The organism is Pseudooceanicola marinus (assembly GCF_020177265.1).
Classification (GTDB): domain Bacteria; phylum Pseudomonadota; class Alphaproteobacteria; order Rhodobacterales; family Rhodobacteraceae; genus Pseudooceanicola; species Pseudooceanicola marinus_A.
The window spans coordinates 213,949-233,640 of record NZ_JAIVMC010000008.1; the positions used below are offsets into that span (position 1 = coordinate 213,949).

Sequence of the window (19,692 nt, forward strand, 5' to 3'; positions counted from 1 at the left end):
GAGGGGCTCAGCCCTCCTCCGCTTGCTCCTTCGGCTTGATCCAGGAGGCGGCGAAGGGCAGGGCGGCGACGATCAGGAAGACCCGCAGCACATGATGCGCCGCGACCATCGCCGGGTCGATGGCCAGCGCCAGGGCGACCACGCCCAGTTCGGGTGCGCCTCCGGGCAGGTAGGCCAGGAACAGAGGCGCGACCGGGGCGTCGATCAGCGGCGCCAGCGCGTAGGCCCCGGCCAGCGAGCCGAGCGCCAGCACCACGCCCACCCCGGCGGCCAGGCTGCCGTCGCGGGCGATCTGGCGCAGGGTGTAGCTGGCAAAGCGCGCGCCCACCGATCCGCCGATGACGATCTGCGCCGCCGCCGACAGCAGCGGGGGCACATGCACCGTCAGCACGCCGGTCATGTGCAGCGCGGCGGAGGCAAAGAGCGGGATCAGCAGCTGCGCGGAGGGGAAGCGGAAGCGTTGCCCCAGCCACCAGCAGGCCACGGCGACGGCGGCCATGGCGCCATGGCGCAGCGGGTCCAGCGGCTCGGCCTCGGCAAAGCTGGCCCGGTTGGCCTCCGCCAGGTCGATGCCGGAGATCATCTGGATCAGGATCGGCGCCGTCACCAGCAGCACCACGATGCGGGCGGTGTGGCACAGGACCACACGGTTGACCTCGGTCTTGTGTTCCTCGGCCAGCATGGTGACCACGGACAGCCCGCCCGGCATGGCGGCGAAGAGCGCGGTGGAGCGGTCCATGTGGCCCCAGCGTTTGAAGACCCAGTAGGCGCCCAGGCAGAAGATCAGCGACAGCAGGCACATGGCGATCAGGCTGGGGATCCAGCTGTGGGCGCGCACGATCACGTCATGGGTGAAGCCGGTGCCCAGCATGGTGCCGATGGCGATCATCGCGTAGCCGCGCCAGGCGGGGGGCAGCTTGGGCTGGAAGGGCGTCGCCTGCGCCAGCAGCGCATTGGCGAACATCGACCCCAGCACCCAGGGCAGGGGCAGGTTGAGCCAGAAGAACAGGAACCCGCCCCCGGCGCCGATGGCCAGGGTCATCAGGCCGCGCAACGCCGGGTTGGTCGTCAGGGTCATGCGTCTCAGACCTCTGTCCGCGCCTGGCGCCGGCGGCGCAGCGCCTTCAGCGCGGGCGCGCCCACCAGGACCAGCAGCATGATGATGAACAGCACCAGCGCAATAGGCCGCTCCAGCATGTAGCGCAGCGGGTTGCCGCCGGAGATCTGCATGGTGCGCACCAGCTCGCCTTCCATCATCCGGCCCAGCAGGAGGCCGATCACGGTGGCGGCGACGGGATAGTTGTTGCGCCGCATCAGCCAGCCGAGGGCGGCAAAGCCCGCCACGGTCAGGGGCCCGGCGATGGTGCCGGTGATGCCGTAGCCGCCCCAGGCGCACATCGCCAGGACCGAGGGCACAAGGTAGGACAGCGGCACCCGCACCACGAGGCCCAGCAGGCGCAGGCTGAGAAGACCCAGCACCGCCAACAGCAGCACCTGGCCCAGGTTGCCCAGGATGATCGAGTAGACCACATCGGTCTGGTTGCGGATGAAGCTGGGGCCGCCGATGATGTTGTGGAACGAGAATGCCGCCAGCAGCACCGCCGTGGCCGCCCCGCCCGGAATGCCGAGCGCCAGCAGTGCCGTCATCGAGCCGCCCTCGGAGGAGGAGTTGGCGCTTTCGGCCGCCACCACCCCTTCGGAGGCGCCCTTGCCGAAGCGTTCGGGGGTCTTCGAGGTGCGTTTCGCCTCACCGTAGGAGACCAGGTTGGCCACCGAGGAGCCGACGCCGGGGATGGCCCCGATGACCGCGCCCAGAAGGCTGCCGCGGATCAGCACGCCCGGGTATTTGAACGTCTCGCCCGCGCCCTTGAGGATGCGACCGAAGGAGATGTCGCGCTGTGCCTCGTTCTGCACCAGGTAGGTTTCCCCGCGCAGGCGCAGCAGTTCCGAGGCGGCGAAGATGCCGATCATCGCGGGCACCACGGGCAGGCCGTCGATCAGGTAGGGCATGCCGACGGAGGTGCGCATGACGCCCGTCGTGGACATGCCGATCTGGCTGAGCATCAGGCCGAAGAACCCGGCCAGCAGGCCCTTGGCCATCGAGCTGTCGTTCAGCGTGGCGATCAGGGTCAGCCCCCAGAGGACCACGACGACCATCTCCAGCGGGCCGATCTTCAGCACGAAGGCGGCCAGCGGCTGGATCATCAGCATCAGCAGGATGTAGCCCACGAAGGCGCCGACGACCGAGGCGGCAAGGCCCAGGCCCAGGGCCTCGTTGTGCTTGCCCTGGCGGGCCATCGGGTAGCCGTCGAAGGCCGTGGCGATGGAGCTGGACGAGCCGGGAATGTTCATCAGGATCGCCGTCACCCCGCCGCCATAGGCGCCGCCGGTGAAGATCGAGGTGAGGAACAGCATGGCCTGCAGGAAGTCCATGGAGAAGGTAACCGGCAGGAAGACGGCCATCGCCATGGAGATCTGCAACCCGGGGATCGAGCCGAAGACCAGACCGATCAGCAGCCCGGGAATGACCCAGAGCCAGGGGGTGAAGCTGGAGAACAGCAGGTCCAGCGCCTGCGACAGGGCAAATTGGTCGATCATGTCACAGCACCAGCGTCAGCATGGGATAGGGGAAGAGCGAGCCGAAGCCGTAGACCAGCGCCGCGGTGAAGAGCGCGGCATAGAGGGGCGGTTGCCACCAGCCCTTGCCGCCGCTCATGACGACACCGGCCCAGACGAAGAGGAAGGTCGCCAGGTCGAAGCCCACCTTGGTCAGCGCGTAGCAGAAGACGCCGAAGCCTGCGAGCAGCAGCATGTCGCCCCAGATGCCCGGATCCTTCGACGGGGCCTCGCCCGCCTCGCCTTCGGCGGGGGCAGGGGCGGGTTTCAGCAGGGTCACCGCCACAAGGATCACGGCCAGCAGGGCGATGACGCCCGCGACCGGGGCGACCACGACCAGGTTGTCGAGGCTGGCGCGCGCGTCTACCGCGCTCCAGGTGATGAAGCCGGATATGGCCAGGATGATGCCGATCAGCGCGGCGTGGGTGGCGTAGAACTTGCCTGTCACCTGGTGACCTCCCGCAGATGTCTTCGGAAATGAAACCGGCCGCCTCTCCACCGCCCCGCTATGGGGCGGGGCACGGGCGGCCCGGATCCGGGGCGAGGGCAGATGCCCCCCGCCCCGGGAACGTGTCGGCGATCACTCCCCGGCGAAGCGGGTCAGGATCTCGTAGTTCGACATGACGATCTCGGTCGTGCGCTCCGGCCCGAGCCATTCGGCACCCATGTCCTGGGCTTCGAGGGAGGCGACGAATTCCTCGTCCATCATGACGTTATGATAGGCGTCCACCAGTTCCTGGAAGGCTTCGGGGTGCTTTTCCTTGAAGGTGGCGTGGGCCGCAAGGCCGCGCATGGAGCCTGCGAGGGTGGTCACCGGTTCGTGACCGGAGGCTTCCAACGCCTCGTCCAGGGTCGGTGCATCCCAGTCGTCCGAGCGTTCGTCGGCGGCATAGGCCAGCGGACGGACGTATTCGGCGATCGACAGGGTGCCGTCGGCGGCCAGCACGGTCATGTCGACCTGGCCCCCGGCCACGGCGGTCCGTGCCGCGCCACCGGATTCATAGGTGACGACGTTCACGTCATCCTCGGTCAGGCCGAAGGCCTCCAGCGCCAGGCTGAGGTTGATCGCGCCGGAGGAGTTCGGGACCACCGACACGCTCAGATCGCCGGGATTTTCCTTGGCCGCGGCCATGAAATCGGCCAGCGATTCATAGGGCGTCTCGGCGTTGACGGCGAAGATGTCGAAGTCGTTCCACTGCCCGTTGATGAAGGCGAAATCTTCCAGCGTGTAATCCGCGTCGTAGTTGAGGATCGCGTTGGAGATGTAGGGGTGGATCGACGTCGCCAGGAAGTAGCTGCCGTCGTCGGGCATGTTCATGAAGTAGGTGTGGCCGACGTGGCCGCCGCCGCCCTGCTGGTTGATCACGGAAATCGGGGTGTCCAGCTCTTCCTGCAGGCGCTGCGCCAGGGCGCGCGCGGTGCGGTCGGCGGAGCCGCCCGGGCCGAGGGCCACGACGAAGGTGATCTGGCGCGGCGGCCAGTTCTCCGCGGCCGAGACGGCCAGCGGGGATACGGCAGCGGCCAGGGCGGTGCCCAGGGTGACCGCGGTGAAAGCGCGTTTGGTGAGATTCATAGAGTCCTCCCCTCATGTCTCAATATGATCGACTCGGCCAGGATTGTAGAACAATAACGCCGATGGGCAAGATGTAGGCCCGTGGTGTGATTGCTGTCAAGTCAGCAAGTTTCATTGACATTTCGCAAGTATATAGCGATTTATATGCCTGAATTCCAAGTTTTTCGCTGTTCTGTCGGCGGCTGCGGGCCAGAGGGAGGCCGGTATATTGTTAACAAAAGCGGAGGAGATCCGGGGAGTCGCAGCGGAGCGAGTCGCCTTGGCCCTGCAGGAAGAGATCCTGGCCGGGCGCCTGGCGCCGGGCTCGCGCCTGGGGGAGGTCGCCCTGGCCGAAAGGTTCGAGGTCAGCCGCGGCCCGGTGCGTTCGGCGCTGAACCAGCTGGCCGATGCTGGCATCGTCACCATCGTGCCCAATAGCGGCGCCCGCGTGCGCGAGATGGGGCGTGAGGATGCCCGCGCGCTTTACGAGGTGCGCGCCGCGCTGGAGGCAGAGGCCGCCCGGCTGGCCGCCGGCCAGGCCGATGCGCGCAGCGGCGAGACGCTGACGCAGCTTCTGGGCCAGCACGCGCAGGAGGTCTCCTCTCATCCCCAGGGCGCCTACCTGCAGGGTCCGGGCGACCGGGATTTCCACATGGTCATCGCGCGTCTCTCCGGGAACCCGCTGATCCTGCGCTATCTCACGCGCGAGCTGTACCCGCAGCTGTCGCTGCTGCGCGTGAAACACCGCAATGTCACCGGGCGCGGTCAGGCTGCGCTGCTGGAACACCGCCGCATCGCCGAGGCCATCGCCTGCGGCGACGGCGAGGTCGCCGCGCTGCTGATGCGCCGTCACATCCGGGCCAGCTGGGAGGCGCTGGAAGCGCAGCTGGCGGCCCCGTCCGAGGAGTCCGAGGCATGAGCCAGATTGCCGTTCCCGCCGCCTTCATCCGGGGGGGCACCTCCAAGGCGCTGGTCTTGCAGCGCCGCGACCTGCCGCAGGACGAGGCCACCTGGCCCGCGCTCTTCGCCGCCATGCTGGGCTCGCCCGATCCCAACCTGCGCCAGCTCGACGGCATGGGCGGGGGGATTTCCTCGCTGTCGAAGATCTGCGTGATCGGCCCGCCGACGCGCCCTGATGCCGACATCGACTATACCTTCGCCCAGGTCGGCGTGATCGACGACAGCGTCGACTTCTCCGGCAACTGCGGCAACATGAGTTCCGCCATGGGCCCCTATGCCTATGACGAGGGGCTGGTGGAGGGCCCGCGCGACGGCGAGGCCGTGGTGCGCATCCACAACACCAACTCGGGCAAGGTGATCGCCGCCCGCTTCCCCGTCCGCGACGGGCTGGCGGAGGTGGAGGGCGATCTGTCCATCCCCGGGGTCGAAGGCACTGGCGCGGCCGTCGCGCTGGAGTTTCTCGATCCCACCGACACCGCCGGTCACGGCGCCTTGCCGACCGGCAGTCGCGCCGACCGGCTGACCCTGTCGGACGGGCGCGAGGTCGAGGTGACGATGATCGACGGCGCCGTACCTTCCGTCTTCGTCGAAGCGGGGCAGGTGGCGGGCGACAGCCGGACCCACCCGGCGAAGATCGATGCCGACCGGGCCCTGATGGACCGGCTGGAAGAGATCCGCTGCCAGGCTTCGGTGGCGATGCAGCTGACGCCCGATCTTGCCGCCGCCCGCGCCCGTATCGCCACGCCCAAGGTCGCGATGGTCGGTGCGCCGTCGGATTACGAGGACCTGGCGGGGTTGGTGCATCCGGCCGACGGCCAGGACCTGCAGATCCGCATGATTTCCGCCGGCCAGGCGCACCGCGCGGTGCCCGTCACCGGCGCCCTGGCCCTGGCCTGCGCCGCGGCCATCGACGGCTCCGTCGTGCAGCGCCAGATCGCCCCCGGCAGCGATCCGCAGACCCTGCGGATCGGCACGCCCTCCGGCATCGTCACCGTCGGCGCGCGGCTGGACCTCGACACCGGCGACATCACCGCCGCCAAGATCCTGCGCACGCAGCGCCGCCTGATGGACGGCAAGGTCTACGTGCCGCGCGGCAAACTCTCCCTGACATGACACGAAAGAAACGAGGCATCCCATGCTGAATCATGAAGTGAACAAGCGGTTCAAGGCGCGTGTCGCCGGGGGCGGGGCCATGCTGCTGCCCGGCGCGGCCAACGCGCTTGCGGCGCGGGTCATCGAGGACCTGGGCTACGAGGCGGTCTACCTGTCCGGCGCCGGCCTGACCAACACCTACCTCGGCATGCCCGACCTGGCCTTCATCTCCCTGCCGGAGATCGCGCAGCATACCGCCACCATCCGCGACGCCACCGACCTGCCCATCGTCGTCGATGCCGACAACGGCTTCGGCAACGGGCTGAACGTGCGGCACACGATCCGTACGCTGGAACGCGCCGGCGCCTCGGCGATCCAGCTGGAGGACCAGAAGACGCCGAAACGCTGCGGCCATTTCTCCGGCAAGGAGGTCGTGCCCCTGGCCGAGGCTCGTTCGCGTATCAAGGCGGCGGTGGATGCCCGCCAGGATGAGAACACGATGATCGTGGCCCGCACCGATGCGGCGGCGACCGACGGCATGTCCGAGGCGCTGGATCGCGCCGCGGCCTTCATCGAGGACGGCGCCGACATCACCTTCGTCGAGGCGCCGCAGACGGAGGCCGATCTGCGCTCGATCCCCGCCGCGCTGAAGGGCACGCCGCAGCTGGTGAACCTGGTGGTGGGGGGTAAGACCCCGATCCTGTCGGTGGACGAATTCACCGAGATGGGCTTCTCTCTGGTGCTTTACGCCAACGTGGCGCTGCAATCGGCGCTTTACGGCATGCAGACCGCGCTTACCCAGCTGAAGGAGCAGGGTCAGATGGACGAGGACGGCCCGCTGGCCGGCTTCCTTGAACGGCAGCGCGTGGTGCGCAAGGACCTGTTCGACGAGCTGGACAAGCGGTACGCCTACTGACCCGGCTCCCTTGCCGTGTCGCGCGGCAAGGGCCCGTTCAGATCGCCGCCGGTCGGCGCCAGCGCAGCACCAGCAGCGTGGCGCCGCCGAAGACCAGGGCCCAGAGCGGCGCGCCGATCCCCAGGAAGCCGACGCCCGAGACCGTGGCCATGAAGGTGACCAGCGCCGCCTCGCGCTGATCGGGCCGGTCCATGGCTGCCGTCAGGCTGCTGCCGATGGTGTTCAGCAGGGCCAGTCCGGCGATCGTGGCGATCAGCGCCTGGGGTGCCACCAGGAAGAGGCCGATGATGGCGCCCCCCATCAGGCCCACGACGGAATAGAAGACGCCCGCCAGGGCTGCCGCCTTGTAGCGGCCCGCCGGGTCTTCATCTGCTTCCGGCCCGGCGCAGATCGCCGCGGTGATGGCAGCCAGGTTGAAGGCGAAGCCGCCGAAGGGGGCCATCAGCAGCGAGGTCAGGCCGGTGACGGAGATGCTGGCCGAGACCGGCACCCGGTATCCGGCGGCGCGCAGGGTGACGACGCCCGGCACGTTTTGCGAGGACATGGTGACGATATAGAGGGGCAGGCCCACACCGATCAGGCTGGTCAGGGTGAACTCGGGCCAGGTGAAGACCGGCCGCGCCAGGGTCCAGTCGATTCCGCCCGTCGTGGACAGGTCGAAGGCGCCGGTGCCCCAGGCCATGGCGCAGCCCGCCACCAGCACTAGCGGGATCGCGTAGCGGGGCAGGGCGCGGCGCGCGACGAGGTAGGTCACGCACATCACCGCCACCATCGGCAGGTCGTCCTCCATCGAGGCGAAGATCTCCAGCCCGAAGCGGAAGAGGATCCCGGCCAGCAGGGCGCTGCCCAGGGCCTCGGGGATGAGGTGCGAGACGCGCTCGAACCAGCCGGTGATTCCCGTCAGGGTCAGCAGCGCCGCGCAGAAGAGGAAGGCGCCGGTGGCCTCGGGCAGGGACATCCCCTGAAGCCCCACGGCCAGCAGTGCCGCGCCCGGCGTCGACCAGGCCGTCAGGATCGGCATCCGGTAGCGCAGTGACAGAATCAGGCAGCTCAGCCCGGTGCCGAGGCCGAGCGCCAGCATCCACGACGTCGCCTCCGCCGGGCTGGCGCCGACCGCGTCGATGGCCTGGAAGATGATGGCGGCGCTGCTGGTATAGCCCAGCAGGACCGCGATCAACGCGGTCACCAGGTGCGAGAGTTTCAGGCCGGTCATGCGTCAGGTGCCTTTCGGGGCGGCGGGGGATAGGGTAGGGCGATGACATGTTGCGCCCGGCCGTGATAACGGTCGGACGCTATAGCGCACGGACGTCATAGCGCACGACACTGCCGCCCTGCAATCGGAAAGACCGGATGAGCGACACGACCCTACAGATCCGCCTCAAGGCGGTGCGCGCCCAGGCGGGCCTCAGCCTGGCGCAGGCGGCCGAACGCACGGGCGTCAGCAAGGCCATGCTGGGCCAGATCGAACGCGGGGAATCCAGCCCGACGATCGCCACGTTGTGGAAGCTGTCCAAGGGCTTTCGCCAGCCGCTGAGCGCCTTCCTGCATCTCGCGCCGCAGGACGGCCACCCTCCCGTGCCGGTCAGCTTCCCCGGCGAGATCACCGTGCAGACGGTCTTTCCCTTCGATCCGCTCTACGGGTCGGAGACCTTCCTGATCACGCTGGAGCCGGGGCAGGCGCATGTCTCGCAACCCCATGCGCCGGGAGTGGTCGAGGACGTGGTGGTGACACGCGGCCAGATCGAAGTGCTGCAGGGGGATGCCTGGGCGGTTTGCCCGCCCGCCAAGGGCCTGCGCTTTGCCGCGGATCAGTTGCACGGCTATCGCAACGACACGGCGGAGCCGGCGCAGTTCCTGAACGTCATGCACTATCCGTCCGCGCCCTAGGGGCCGCCTCTGTCCGGTTCATGAGGTCCGTTCATCTGTGATTGCACAGCTCCGCCCTGTCCGGCGGCGCCAGTCTGCCCTATCTGCCCCGGGGCGCGGAACAGCATCCGCGCTTTGACAGACAGGACAGGCCATGACACGCCCGCATATCATCTGCCACATGATCACCACCCTCGACGGTCGGCTGGCGACCGAACGCTGGCCCGTGTCCGAAGACCGGCTGCTGCAGGTCTACGACGCGGCCGTGGAGGAGATGCAGCCGGATGGCTGGATCACTGGGCGGGAGACCATGGGGCATTACATGGCGGCGGGGGAGCCCCAGTTGGGCACAGCCCCGGAAAACCGTCCCGACCGCATCGGTGATACCGCCGGGCGCGGCCTGGGGATCTGTTTCGACCGAACCGGGCGCCTGCGGCCCGAGGGAGAGGATCTGGACGGGGATCATCTGGTAATGGTGCTGTCGGAGCGTGTCTCGCAGGCTCATGTCGATCATCTGGCCTCACTTGGCATTTCGGTGGTCTTCTCCGGGCCCGAGGGCGCCGACCTGGCTGGCGCGCTGGCGCGGATCGGCGCGGCCTTCGGCGTGACGCGGCTGGTGCTGGAAGGCGGGGGCCGGATCAACGGGGCCTTCCTGTCCGCAGGCCTGATCGACGAGACCAGCACCTTGGTGCATCCAACGGTGGACGGCCAGGGCGGGGTGCCCGCGATCTACGATCATGCCGCAGACACCCGGCCCCGCACGCTGGAGCTGATGTCGGTCACGACGCGCGAGGACGGCGTGGTCTGGATGCGCCATCGCGTCCTGTCCTGACGTCTGGCGCGGCCCGTGGCGTTGCCCCGCCTCTCCTGACCAGCGCATCGAATTGCCCATTTCCTGTGCGTGGGATGTAACCCGTTCCTAACACCTCCGGTCCCATTGAGGTCAGGGCCAGTCCGGCCCGGCAGCACGGTTGCCCGAGAGCGCCAAAGCCGCTTGGCTCGGGGTGCAGGACGGGGATCGAGACAGGGAGAGGTGCGAGGCCATGGACAGGATCGACATGCTGGTGATCGGCTCCGGCCCCGCCGGGCGGCGGGCGGCGGTGCAATCGGCGAAACTGGGCAAATCGGTGCTGGTGGTGGACAAGGGGCGCCGGCTGGGGGGCGTGTCGGTGCATACCGGCACGATCCCGTCGAAGACCCTGCGCGAGACGGTGCTGAACCTGTCGGGCTGGCGCGAGCGCGGGTTCTACGGCCAGGGCTACCGGGTGAAACAGGACATCGGCGCCATCGACCTTATGCAGCGGTTGCACAAGACCCTGGATCACGAGGTCGAGGTGCTGCAGCACCAGTTCATGCGCAACATGGTCCGCTCGGGATTTGGCGAGGTGCGGTTCCTGGATCCCAATACCGCCGAGGTGCGCACCGAGACCGGCGAATGCACCCTGGTGGAGTTCGACAAGGCGCTGGTTGCGACCGGCACCCATCCCTACCGCCCTTCGCATATCCCCTTCGATCGCACCCGCGTCTTCGACAGCGATGAGATCCTGGAGCTGGAGCGCATCCCCCGTACCATGACGGTGATCGGCGGCGGGGTGATCGGGGTGGAATATGCCACGATCTTTTCGGCCCTCGACGTGCCGGTCACCCTCATCGAGGCGCGCGACGAGATTCTGAACTTCGTCGACCGGGAAATCGTAGACGACTTCATTCACCAGATGCGCGACCGGGGCATGACGATCCGCCTGGGGTCAGAGGTGAAACAGGTCACCACGGGCGCCACCGGGGTGGACGTCGAACTGACCGACGGGCGGCGTATCCGGTCCGACACGCTGCTGTTTGCCGCGGGGCGGGCGGGCAACGTGGAACGGCTGAACCTGTCGGCCGTGGGTCTGGAGCCCGACAGCCGCGGGCGGCTGAAGGTTGATCCGCTGACCTTCCAGACCGAGGCTGCCAACATCTATGCCGCAGGCGACGTGATCGGATTTCCGGCGCTGGCCTCCACCTCGATGGAACAAGGGCGGGTGGCCGCCTGCCATGCCTTCGGCGTGTCGCCCCCGCCGCCGCCCGAGACATTCCCCTATGGCATCTACGCCGTGCCCGAGATTTCTACCGTCGGCCAGTCCGAGGAAGAGGTGAAGGCCAGTGGCGAGCCCTATGAATGCGGCATCGCGCGGTTCCGCGAGACCTCGCGCGGGCACATCATGGGGGTGAACACCGGCTTCCTGAAGCTGATCTTCTCGCTGAAGACCCGCCGCCTGCTGGGGGCGCATATCGTGGGCGAGGGGGCGACCGAGCTGATCCATATCGGCCAGGCCGTCATCAACCTTCAGGGCACGGTGGATTTCTTCGTCGAGAACACCTTCAACTATCCCACGCTCGCGGAGGCCTACAAGGTGGCCGGGCTGGACGCCTGGAACCGGATGGGGGCGGGGTAGGCGCCCTGGCCGGACGGCGCGCCCTTGGGCTGCGTCGCGCCGGAGTATTTGGAACAAGGTGAACCAGGGGCGCAGGGCGCGGCGGACCCTGCGGCGCCCCTGTCTGGCGTCGGATCCGCCCCTGGCAAACGTCCGGTACCCGGCGGGTCAGTCGTCCAGGGTGATGGGGACGGTCTGACGCAGCTTTCCGGTGGCGTCGAAGATCAGGATCTGCTGATCGGCGGTGACCACGGCGGTCCAGCCACGGCCTCGGGTGACGGCCTCGGCGCGGGCGCCCTCGGGCAGGGTAATCTCTGCGGGCATCGCCGGGGCGGGCGGGCGCGCAAAACGGATGACAACCAGCCCCACGAGCGTTATCAGCCCCAGGATCATCACCACCAGAAGCGTCGTCACCAGGCGGCGCAACAGACGCAGGCTGGCCGGTTCCGCGCCGTCCGCCGCCTCAGGAAGGTCCTTTTCCATGTCCGAGTCCTTGTCCGGGCCCATCTCCGAGATCTCCTCCGGCGCGCGTCTGTCGGTGCAGATCGGTGCCAATCCGCCCGGCCGCCTTGATAAGGCGCTTTCCCGCGATGTGCCAGAGGAGGCCGCCCTGTCGCGCACCCGCCTGGCGCGGCTGATCGCCGAGGGGCAGGTCAGCCGCGACGGCGTGGCGCTGACCGATCCCAAGGCCAAGGTGGCCGAGGGCGACGTGCTGGAGATCGTGCTGCCGCAGGCGGTGGAGGTCGAGGCGCAGCCGCAGGTGATCCCCCTCGATATCGTCTACGAGGACGAGGAGATGGTGATCGTCAACAAGCCCGCCGGCATGGTGGTGCATCCGGCCCCCGGCTCTCCCGACGGGACACTGGTCAACGCCCTGCTGGCCCATTGCGGTGACAGCCTGTCGGGCATCGGTGGCGAGAAACGTCCGGGCATCGTGCATCGGATCGACAAGGAAACCTCCGGTTTGCTGGTGGTGGCGAAGTCGGACCGGGCGCATCACGCTCTGGCCGCGCAGTTCGAGGCCCATAGCGCGGAACGCGCCTACCTGGCGCTGTGCCACGGGGTGCCGGACCCTTCCGACCCGCGCCTGCGCGGGGTGCGCGGCGCCTCCTTCGAGACCGGCGGCGTGCTGAAGATCACCACGCAGCTGGATCGCCACCGCAGCGACCGGCAGAAGCAGGCGGTCTATTTCGACCGCGGCCGCCATGCGATCACCCGGGCGAAGCTTCTGCGCACCTACGGCAACCCGCCCGCCGTGGCGCTGGTGGAATGCCGGCTGGAGACGGGGCGCACTCATCAGATCCGCGTGCATATGGCGCATGCGGGCCACGCACTGGTCGGGGATCCGGTCTATGGCGGTAAGCGCAAGGTGTCGGAGCGGGCTTTGGGCGTGGCTGGTGCCCAGGCCGTGACCCGATTCCCGCGCCAGGCTCTGCACGCCGCCGTGCTGGGCGTGGCGCATCCGGTGACGGGCGAATGGCTGCGCTTCGAGGCGCCGCTGCCGGCCGACATGCAGGCCCTTCTGGACGTGCTGCCCGCCAATTGAGGGCCCGATCGGCCGTATGGTTCCATGTGCCTCAGCGCGCGCAATGCGGTTTTGCGCACGAAGTTGTGCGCTCATGCGAGGTCGGTTTGTCTTGTGCGACTCCGGCGCGCGACGGTAATCTCATTGCAACAGCGGGTCCCAGCCATCCTCAACGGAAGGTGACCGGGGCCTTGGAACGTTTACCTCCCGTTTGGGTTTGCATGACAAATGCTTGAACCCGCGGCCCCATGTGCCCATGTGTATGTTAACAGCATTTACATGGGCCGTGCGGGAAATTTGGGAAGGACAGAGACTTGAGTAACTATGCCAATCTGCCGGCGCCGACGCCGGAAGGCGGTCTGAACCGCTACATGCAGGAAATCCGCAAGTTCCCGATGCTGGAGCCTGAGGAAGAATACATGCTCGCCAAACGCTGGGTGGAGCAGGAGGACACGGCCGCCGCGCACAAGATGGTCACGTCCCACCTGCGCCTGGCCGCCAAGATCGCCATGGGCTATCGCGGCTACGGCCTGCCCCAGGCCGAGGTGATTTCAGAGGCGAACGTGGGCCTGATGCAGGCCGTGAAACGCTTTGACCCCGAAAAGGGCTTCCGCCTGGCGACCTATGCCATGTGGTGGATCCGCGCCTCGATCCAGGAATACATCCTGCGGTCGTGGTCCCTGGTGAAGCTGGGCACTACCAGCGCGCAGAAGAAGCTGTTCTTCAACCTGCGCAAGGCCAAGGCGCGCATCGGCGCGCTGGAGGACGGTGACCTGCGGCCAGAACACGTGAAGCAGATCGCGACCGACCTGGGCGTGACCGAGGACGAGGTGACCTCGATGAACCGCCGGATGGCGGGCTCGGACGCCTCGCTGAACGCCACCGTGGGCGCCGATGCCGACAGCACCATGCAGTGGCAGGACTGGCTGGAAGACGAAGATGCCGACCAGGCCACCGATTACGAGGAGCGGGACGAGCTGACCGCCCGTCGGGCCATGCTGGCCGAGGCGATGGATGTGCTGAACGACCGCGAGAAGGACATCCTGACGCAGCGCCGCCTGTCGGAAGAGACGGTGACACTGGAAGACCTGTCGGCCAAGTACGACGTCAGCCGCGAACGGATCCGCCAGATCGAGGTGCGCGCCTTCGAAAAGCTGCAAACGCGCATGCGCGAGCTGGCGGAAGAGAAGGGAATGATGGCCGAGGCCTGATCCGCGCCGGATCCTCGTCCCTGTTCCCCCATGGTCCGATCCCCCCGGACCCGCCCACTCACGGAAAAGGCCGCCCTTCGGGGCGGCCTTCTGCCTTTGTGACCTGGCGGTGGCGCTAGTTCTGGCTCTGGGCGGGCAGGCGGGCGCGCAGCACACGTTCCATGTTCCCGCCCATGACCTTGCCGATCTGGGCCTCGCTCAGGCCCGTGTCCATCAGGGCCTGGGTCAGCGCGGGCAGTTCCGAAATATCGAAGGCCGTGGCGACCGACCCGTCGAAGTCTGAGCCCAGCGACACTGCGTCCTCGCCCAGTTCAGCGACGGCAGCGGCGATCATCTCGGCCACGTTGGCGGGGCTGGCGTCGCCGCAGGTCACATCGGCCCAGTAGCCCATGCCGACCACGCCGCCGCTGTCGGCCACGCGGCGCATCAGGTCCACCGGAATGTTGCGTTTCACGTCGCAGTAGCCCGCGAAGCCGCCATGGCTGACCACCAGCGGAATTTCGGTCATCGCCAGCACCTCCTCGACGACCTGTAGCGAGGAATGGGCGAGGTCCAGCACCATCCCGCGCGCCACCACCTGGTCGACCACCGCGCGGCCGAAGTCGTTCAGCCCGGCCTCGGAATGGCCATGCAGCGAGCCGCCGAGCGCGTTGTCGAAGAAATGGTGCAACCCGATCACGCGGAACCCGGCTGCCTCCAGCCGGTCGAGATTGGCGAGATCCCCCTCCAGCGCATGCGCGCCTTCGATGCCCAGCAGGGCGCCCAGGTGCGGCTGCCCCTCGGCACGCGCCGCCAGCACCGCGTCCAGGTCGGCCACGCTGCGGATCAGGGTCACGTCGCCGTCGTGGCGGATGAAGCCGTCGAGCTTCTCGGCCTGGTAAAGGGCCCGTTCCGTCAGGTCGTCCCAGGTGCGCGGCGGCCAGAGGGAAACCATGGAGAGCAGCGTGATGTTGTCCGCCGCATCGGCCGAGTTTTCCTCGTAGTTCTGCCCCTTGGGGCTCTTGGTGACGGTGGTGAAGACCTGGATCGCGGCATTGCCCTCGCGCATGCGGGGGAAATCGACCTGGCCGCGGTTGCCGCGTTCCGTCAGGTCGCGTTTCCACAGCAGGCTGTCGGCATGCCAGTCGCCGATCAGAAGGTCGTCGTGCAGCGCCTGCGCCGCGTCCGAGACCGGGTAGGCGGGGTGGTCCGCCACGGGGTTGCGGCTTTGCTCGACGTAGCCGGGCACGTAGATCAGTATCACCGCCAGGGCGATGGCGGCCAGGACCACGAGGCCCAGAATGGTATTGCGGATGAATTTCATGATGTCCTCCCTCGCGCGCAGCCTAGGAGGGGGCGGACGCAGCGCCTAGCAGGACGCGACGGCAAGTAGCTTTAGCGCCCGCGCAGACGGCGGATCAGCGGGCCCACGTCCAGCGCCGCGACGGCCACGCCGAGAGGCAGCATCCAGAAGCCGACGATGGGAAGGAAGCCCAGGATCCCGCCCAGCATCAGCAACAGGCCGACGGGCAGGCGGGTGCCGGGGGGAAGGGTGCGGCGGATGCGGACCAGCGCCCGCCGCGACCAGCGTTTGAAACGTTCACGCCGGGTTGGCATGGGGGACATCTCAGTCCTCCATCGCCTCCAGCTCGTCGATGAAGCCTTCGATCATCGAGAGGCCCTTGTCCCAGAAGGCCGGGTCCGAGGCATCGAGGCCGAAGGGCGCCAGAAGTTCCTTGTGGTGCTTCGACCCGCCGGCCTTCAGCATCTCGAAGTATTTCTCCTGGAAGCCCTCGGGCGCCTCTTCGTAGACGGCGTAGAGGGCGTTCACCAGCCCGTCGCCGAAGGCATAGGCGTAGACGTAGAAGGGGGAGTGGACGAAGTGGGGGACATAGGCCCAATAGGTCTCATACCCTTCCATGAAGTCGAACGCCGGGCCGAGGCTTTCGGCCTGAACCGACATCCACAGCGCGTTGATGTCCTCGGGCGTCAGCTCACCGTGGCGACGGGCCTCGTGCAGCTTGCACTCGAAGTCGTAGAAGGCGATCTGGCGCACGACCGTGTTGATCATGTCCTCGACCTTGCCGGCCAGAAGGGTCTTCTTCTGCTCCTTGGTTTCGGCCTTGGAGAGCATGGCGCGGAAGGTCAGCATCTCGCCGAAGACAGAGGCCGTTTCGGCCAAGGTCAGCGGCGTGGAGGACAGCATCTCGCCCTGGCCGGCGGCCAGCACCTGGTGGACGCCATGGCCCAGCTCATGCGCCAGGGTCATCACGTCGCGCGGTTTGCCGAGATAGTTCAGCATCACGTAGGGGTGCACGTCGGTCACGGTGGGATGGGCAAAGGCACCGGGGGCCTTGCCGGGCTTCACGCCCGCGTCGATCCAGCCCTTGTCGAAGAAGGGCTCGGCGATCTCGGCCATGCGGGGGGAGAAGCCTGCGTAGGCCTCCATCACCGTCTTCTGCGCCTCGTCCCAGTTGACCAGCTTGGGTTCCTCGGTGGGCAGGGGCGCGTTGCGGTCCCAGACCTGCATTCGGTCGAGGCCCAGCCACTTCCGCTTCAGCTCGTAATAACGGTGCGACAGGCGGGGGTAGGCATCGACGACGGCATTGCGCAGCGCCTCGACCACCTCGGGTTCGACGTGGTTCGACAGGTGGCGGCCGGTCTGCGGGTTGGGCATGCCGCGCCAGCGGTCGATGACCTCCTTCTCCTTGGCGGTCGTGTTGTGCACGCGCGAAAAGGTGCGGATGTTCTCGCCCAGCACGGCGGCCAGTTCGCGGGCCGCGGCCTCGCGCTTGGACCGGTCGTGATCGGTCAGCAGGGTCAGCGTGCCCTCGATGCCCAGTTCCTCGCCGTCGATGATGAAGGTCAGCCCGGCGATGGTCTCATCGAAGAGCTTCTCCCAGGCATCGCCCACGACGCCCAGGTCGTGCAGGAATTTCTCCAGCTCGTCGGACAGCTGGTAGGGCTTCATCGCGCGGATGCGGTCGAAGATCGGCTTGTAGCGGGCCAGCTCGGCGTTTTCATCGAAAAGACCGTTCAGGTGATCGTCCGGCAGGCGGTTGATCTCCAGCGTGAAGAAGACAAGCGGCGTGGTGAAATTGGTCAGCTTGTCCTGCATGTCGGACATGAACTTCACCCGGTCGCCCGCGGTGGTCAGCTGATAATAGCGCAGGCCGGCGTAGGACATGATGCGCCCCGACACCGCCTGGATGCGTTCGTTGCGCAGCACGCAGTCGAGGAACCCTTCGGCGTCCAGCTCGGCCAGTTTGCCCTCGAAATCCTCGGCGAAGCGGGCGCAGGCGTCTTCCAGCCAGTCCAGGTCGCGCTTCAGCTCGGGCGCATCGGGGGAAGCGTAGAGGTCGCTCAGGTCCCATTCCGGCAGGTTGCCGAAGGGGGCCGCCTCGTCACCGGCGCTGGCGTTGGCGTCGCGCGGGGGCAGGGGGGCGTGAAACGGGGCGGCAAAGGGGAGCGGGCGCATGGATCCTCCAGTTTGGTTCCGGACCTTCGACATATGCCGCCGGGGCCAGCAGGACAAGGCCGCCGGGATGCGGGGCGCGCGGACGCGCGCCTCAGGACGTGGGGGCGGGCAGATGGGCGTCGAAATGGGCGGCGCAGGCATCGAAGACCTGCGCGCGAATGGCCGGGCCTTCCATCATCACCTCGTGGTGCCCGCCCTCGATCATCTGCAGCCGTCCGTTTGGCCAGGCGGCCATGCGGGCGCGGATCCGGGCGGTGTCGACGATGGCCTCGTCGCTGCCCAGGAAGGTCAGGCAAGGCACGGCGGGAGAGGGCATGCGGGCCAGCCGGCGGGTTTCGCGCAGGGCCTCGTTCAGCCATTTCATCGTCGGCCCGCCGATCATCAGCGCGGGATGCGCCTGCGCCTGGCGACGCATGTGATCGTACATCTCGCGGTCGTGGGTCAGCTTGTTCTGCTCGAAGGGCTCATACAGAACGTAGGTTTCCGACTTGGTGCCGGGGGTGATCGCCTCCACCATTCCCAGAAGGTGCGACGTGCCGGTCAGCAGCCAGGCGATCGGGCGCAGCAGGCCGGGCATGCCGATGCCCCACATGGGCGCGGAGAAGGCGGCGGCGGCCACCGGCAGGCCGTCGTGCAGGGCGCGCAGCCCGATGGCGCCGCCCATGGAATGGGCCAGCAAGAACAGCGGCCCCTCGACGCCGAGACCCGGCAGCGCCTCCATCAGGGCCGCGACGTCCTTCTGGTAGTCGGAAAATTCCGCCACGTGGCCAAGCGCGGGGTCCCCCGATACCCGGTCGGCCAGCCCCTGGCCACGCCAGTCCAGCGTGACGGTGGCATAGCCGCGGGCGGCGAAGTCGACGGCGGCCCGGCCGTATTTCTCGGCATATTCCGTGCGGCCGGTGAACAGCAGCACGGTGCCCTTGGCGCCCTCCATCGGCCAATGGACCACGCGCAGGCGAACCCCGTCGGAGGTGGTGATCCAGCGGGCGATGCCGCCCTCGGGGCCATCGGCCACCTCGTCGAACAGGGGCGCTGTGGTGGCGTCGGTCATGGGGGTCACCGTATCTTCCGTCGTAGGGCGCCGTCCGGAGGGCGGCAGCGGGCCAGGACGGGGCAGCCGGGCGACGGGCGCCCGGTCGCCCCCTGCAGATCAGGCCAGCAGCGAGCCCAGCTTCATCGCCGTGCCCATGTCGCCATCGACGCTCAGCTTGCCGGTCATGAAGGCGGAGGTGGGGTTGAGGTCACCCGACAGCATGTCCTGGAAGGTGTCGGCTTCGGCGGTCATGGTGACGTCGGCTTCGTCGCCCTCTTCGGCGGCACGGGCGCCCTTGTCATCGACGAAAATCTCGCCCTCGCCCTCGATCACGAACTTGGCCGTGAAATCAATGGTTTCCCCGGCCAGCTTCTCGTTCAGTGCTGCCACCGCCGTGGTAATCACTTCGCTCATGTCGCGCTTCCTTCAATTTTACATGATCGGGGCTATCAAAGCCCTCTCCTCGCGTTACACTTATAAGCGTCATGCGCGCTTTCAATCGACATCTCAAATTCGTTCTGACGGCGAGTGCCGCAGCGTTATTCCTCACAGTCCCGACTGTAGGACGGGCCGACGATTCGGTCACGCGGCTGCTGGACGGTCTGGGGCAGGCGGAACCGGCCGAGGCGAAACAGATCGAGCGCGAGCTGGAGCTGATATGGTCGCGCTCCGGCTCCTCCTCGATGGATCTGCTGCTGCGCAAGGGGCGCGACGCGCTGCAGGGCGGTGATCCGCAGGCGGCCATCGGCCATCTGTCGGCGCTGATCGACCATGCGCCCGATTTCGCCGAAGGCTGGCATATCCGGGCGTCAGCCTTCTACCAGCTGGAGGAATTCGGCCAGGCGCAATCTGACCTGATGCAGGCGCTGGCGCTGAACCCGCAGCATTTCCAGGCCGCCTTCGGACTGGCCGCGCTGATGGAACAGACGGGCCGGATCGACGCGGCCTACGACGGTTACCGCGCCGTGCTGTCGGTCTACCCCGCACATGAACAGGCCCAGGCCGGACGTGATCGGCTTGCACCTCTCGTATCTGGCAGCGATACCTGAC

The 19,692-nt window shown here is 67.7% G+C and carries 20 protein-coding genes; 9 read left to right on the top strand and 11 right to left on the bottom strand.

Features of this window, described 5'->3' with window-relative positions; all coding sequences use genetic code 11:
• Positions 1-7 precede the first annotated feature (7 nt).
• From LC066_RS15180 to LC066_RS15195, 4 genes are all read right to left on the bottom strand, one after another.
• A complete protein-coding gene (locus LC066_RS15180) occupies positions 8-1,078 on the bottom strand; it encodes an AbrB family transcriptional regulator (protein ID WP_224900682.1) in 1,071 nt (356 codons plus the stop codon).
• 5 nt (positions 1,079-1,083) lie between these two features.
• Entirely contained in the window at positions 1,084-2,598 is a 1,515-nt protein-coding gene (locus tag LC066_RS15185) for a tripartite tricarboxylate transporter permease (RefSeq protein WP_224900685.1), read from the bottom strand.
• 1 nt (position 2,599) lies between these two features.
• Positions 2,600-3,064 carry a tripartite tricarboxylate transporter TctB family protein gene (locus tag LC066_RS15190; RefSeq protein WP_224900688.1) on the bottom strand — a complete coding sequence of 155 codons (465 nt, stop codon included), beginning with the start codon at positions 3,062-3,064 and terminating at the stop codon, positions 2,600-2,602.
• 132 nt (positions 3,065-3,196) lie between these two features.
• On the bottom strand, positions 3,197-4,189 hold the full coding sequence (locus LC066_RS15195; protein ID WP_224900691.1) for a Bug family tripartite tricarboxylate transporter substrate binding protein: 993 nt from the start codon (positions 4,187-4,189) through the stop codon (positions 3,197-3,199).
• Positions 4,190-4,397: 208 nt separating this feature from the next.
• On the opposite strand from LC066_RS15195, the gene LC066_RS15200 reads away from it, so the two are divergent.
• From LC066_RS15200 to LC066_RS15210, 3 genes are read left to right on the top strand one after another with little or no spacing between them, the layout of a single operon-like run.
• Positions 4,398-5,087 (top strand): GntR family transcriptional regulator, encoded by a 690-nt coding sequence (locus LC066_RS15200; RefSeq protein ID WP_263625118.1) that lies wholly within the window; start codon positions 4,398-4,400, stop codon positions 5,085-5,087.
• Positions 5,084-6,241 carry a PrpF domain-containing protein gene (locus tag LC066_RS15205; protein ID WP_224900694.1) on the top strand — a complete coding sequence of 386 codons (1,158 nt, stop codon included), beginning with the start codon at positions 5,084-5,086 and terminating at the stop codon, positions 6,239-6,241. Before LC066_RS15200 ends, LC066_RS15205 begins: the two co-directional genes overlap by 4 nt.
• A gap of 22 nt (positions 6,242-6,263) precedes the next feature.
• Positions 6,264-7,136, top strand: a complete 873-nt coding sequence (locus LC066_RS15210; protein ID WP_224900696.1) for an isocitrate lyase/PEP mutase family protein — start codon at positions 6,264-6,266, stop codon at positions 7,134-7,136.
• Between the two features lie 37 nt (positions 7,137-7,173).
• Here LC066_RS15210 and LC066_RS15215 read toward each other — a convergent pair whose 3' ends face one another.
• Entirely contained in the window at positions 7,174-8,349 is a 1,176-nt protein-coding gene (locus LC066_RS15215) for a benzoate/H(+) symporter BenE family transporter (RefSeq protein ID WP_224900698.1), read from the bottom strand.
• A gap of 137 nt (positions 8,350-8,486) precedes the next feature.
• Here LC066_RS15215 and LC066_RS15220 point away from each other — a divergent pair, with 137 nt between their 5' ends.
• The 3 genes from LC066_RS15220 to sthA all read left to right on the top strand — a co-directional run bounded on the left by LC066_RS15220 (position 8,487) and on the right by sthA (position 11,437).
• A complete protein-coding gene (locus LC066_RS15220) occupies positions 8,487-9,023 on the top strand; it encodes a helix-turn-helix domain-containing protein (RefSeq protein WP_224900700.1) in 537 nt (178 codons plus the stop codon).
• 133 nt (positions 9,024-9,156) lie between these two features.
• A complete protein-coding gene (locus LC066_RS15225; RefSeq protein WP_224900703.1) occupies positions 9,157-9,834 on the top strand; it encodes a RibD family protein in 678 nt (225 codons plus the stop codon).
• A gap of 211 nt (positions 9,835-10,045) precedes the next feature.
• Positions 10,046-11,437, top strand: coding sequence for a Si-specific NAD(P)(+) transhydrogenase (gene sthA / locus LC066_RS15230; protein WP_224900706.1), 1,392 nt, complete (start codon positions 10,046-10,048; stop codon positions 11,435-11,437).
• A gap of 147 nt (positions 11,438-11,584) precedes the next feature.
• Here the strand turns inward: sthA and LC066_RS15235 are convergent, their stop codons facing one another.
• Positions 11,585-11,899, bottom strand: a complete 315-nt coding sequence (locus tag LC066_RS15235) for a DUF6476 family protein (protein ID WP_224900709.1) — start codon at positions 11,897-11,899, stop codon at positions 11,585-11,587.
• Between LC066_RS15235 and LC066_RS15240 the strand changes: the two genes are divergently transcribed.
• A complete protein-coding gene (locus LC066_RS15240) occupies positions 11,898-12,962 on the top strand; it encodes an RluA family pseudouridine synthase (protein ID WP_100148562.1) in 1,065 nt (354 codons plus the stop codon). The genes LC066_RS15235 and LC066_RS15240 overlap by 2 nt on opposite strands.
• Positions 12,963-13,255: 293 nt before the next feature.
• A complete protein-coding gene (gene rpoH, locus LC066_RS15245; RefSeq protein ID WP_224900712.1) occupies positions 13,256-14,152 on the top strand; it encodes an RNA polymerase sigma factor RpoH in 897 nt (298 codons plus the stop codon).
• 115 nt (positions 14,153-14,267) lie between these two features.
• Here the strand turns inward: rpoH and LC066_RS15250 are convergent, their stop codons facing one another.
• The 5 genes from LC066_RS15250 to LC066_RS15270 form a co-directional block, all read right to left on the bottom strand.
• Positions 14,268-15,455 (bottom strand): dipeptidase, encoded by a 1,188-nt coding sequence (locus LC066_RS15250; RefSeq protein ID WP_224900715.1) that lies wholly within the window; start codon positions 15,453-15,455, stop codon positions 14,268-14,270.
• Positions 15,456-15,526: 71 nt separating this feature from the next.
• Positions 15,527-15,757, bottom strand: coding sequence for a hypothetical protein (locus LC066_RS15255; RefSeq protein WP_222478428.1), 231 nt, complete (start codon positions 15,755-15,757; stop codon positions 15,527-15,529).
• 1 nt (position 15,758) lies between these two features.
• Positions 15,759-17,609, bottom strand: a complete 1,851-nt coding sequence (locus LC066_RS15260) for a M3 family oligoendopeptidase (RefSeq protein ID WP_224900718.1) — start codon at positions 17,607-17,609, stop codon at positions 15,759-15,761.
• Between the two features lie 91 nt (positions 17,610-17,700).
• Positions 17,701-18,660, bottom strand: coding sequence for an alpha/beta fold hydrolase (locus LC066_RS15265; RefSeq protein ID WP_222478424.1), 960 nt, complete (start codon positions 18,658-18,660; stop codon positions 17,701-17,703).
• A 99-nt stretch (positions 18,661-18,759) separates the two neighbouring features.
• Positions 18,760-19,056 (bottom strand): SCP2 sterol-binding domain-containing protein, encoded by a 297-nt coding sequence (locus LC066_RS15270; RefSeq protein WP_085887208.1) that lies wholly within the window; start codon positions 19,054-19,056, stop codon positions 18,760-18,762.
• Positions 19,057-19,127: 71 nt separating this feature from the next.
• Between LC066_RS15270 and LC066_RS15275 the strand changes: the two genes are divergently transcribed.
• Positions 19,128-19,691 (top strand): tetratricopeptide repeat protein, encoded by a 564-nt coding sequence (locus tag LC066_RS15275; protein WP_085887207.1) that lies wholly within the window; start codon positions 19,128-19,130, stop codon positions 19,689-19,691.
• Position 19,692: the final 1 nt, after the last annotated feature.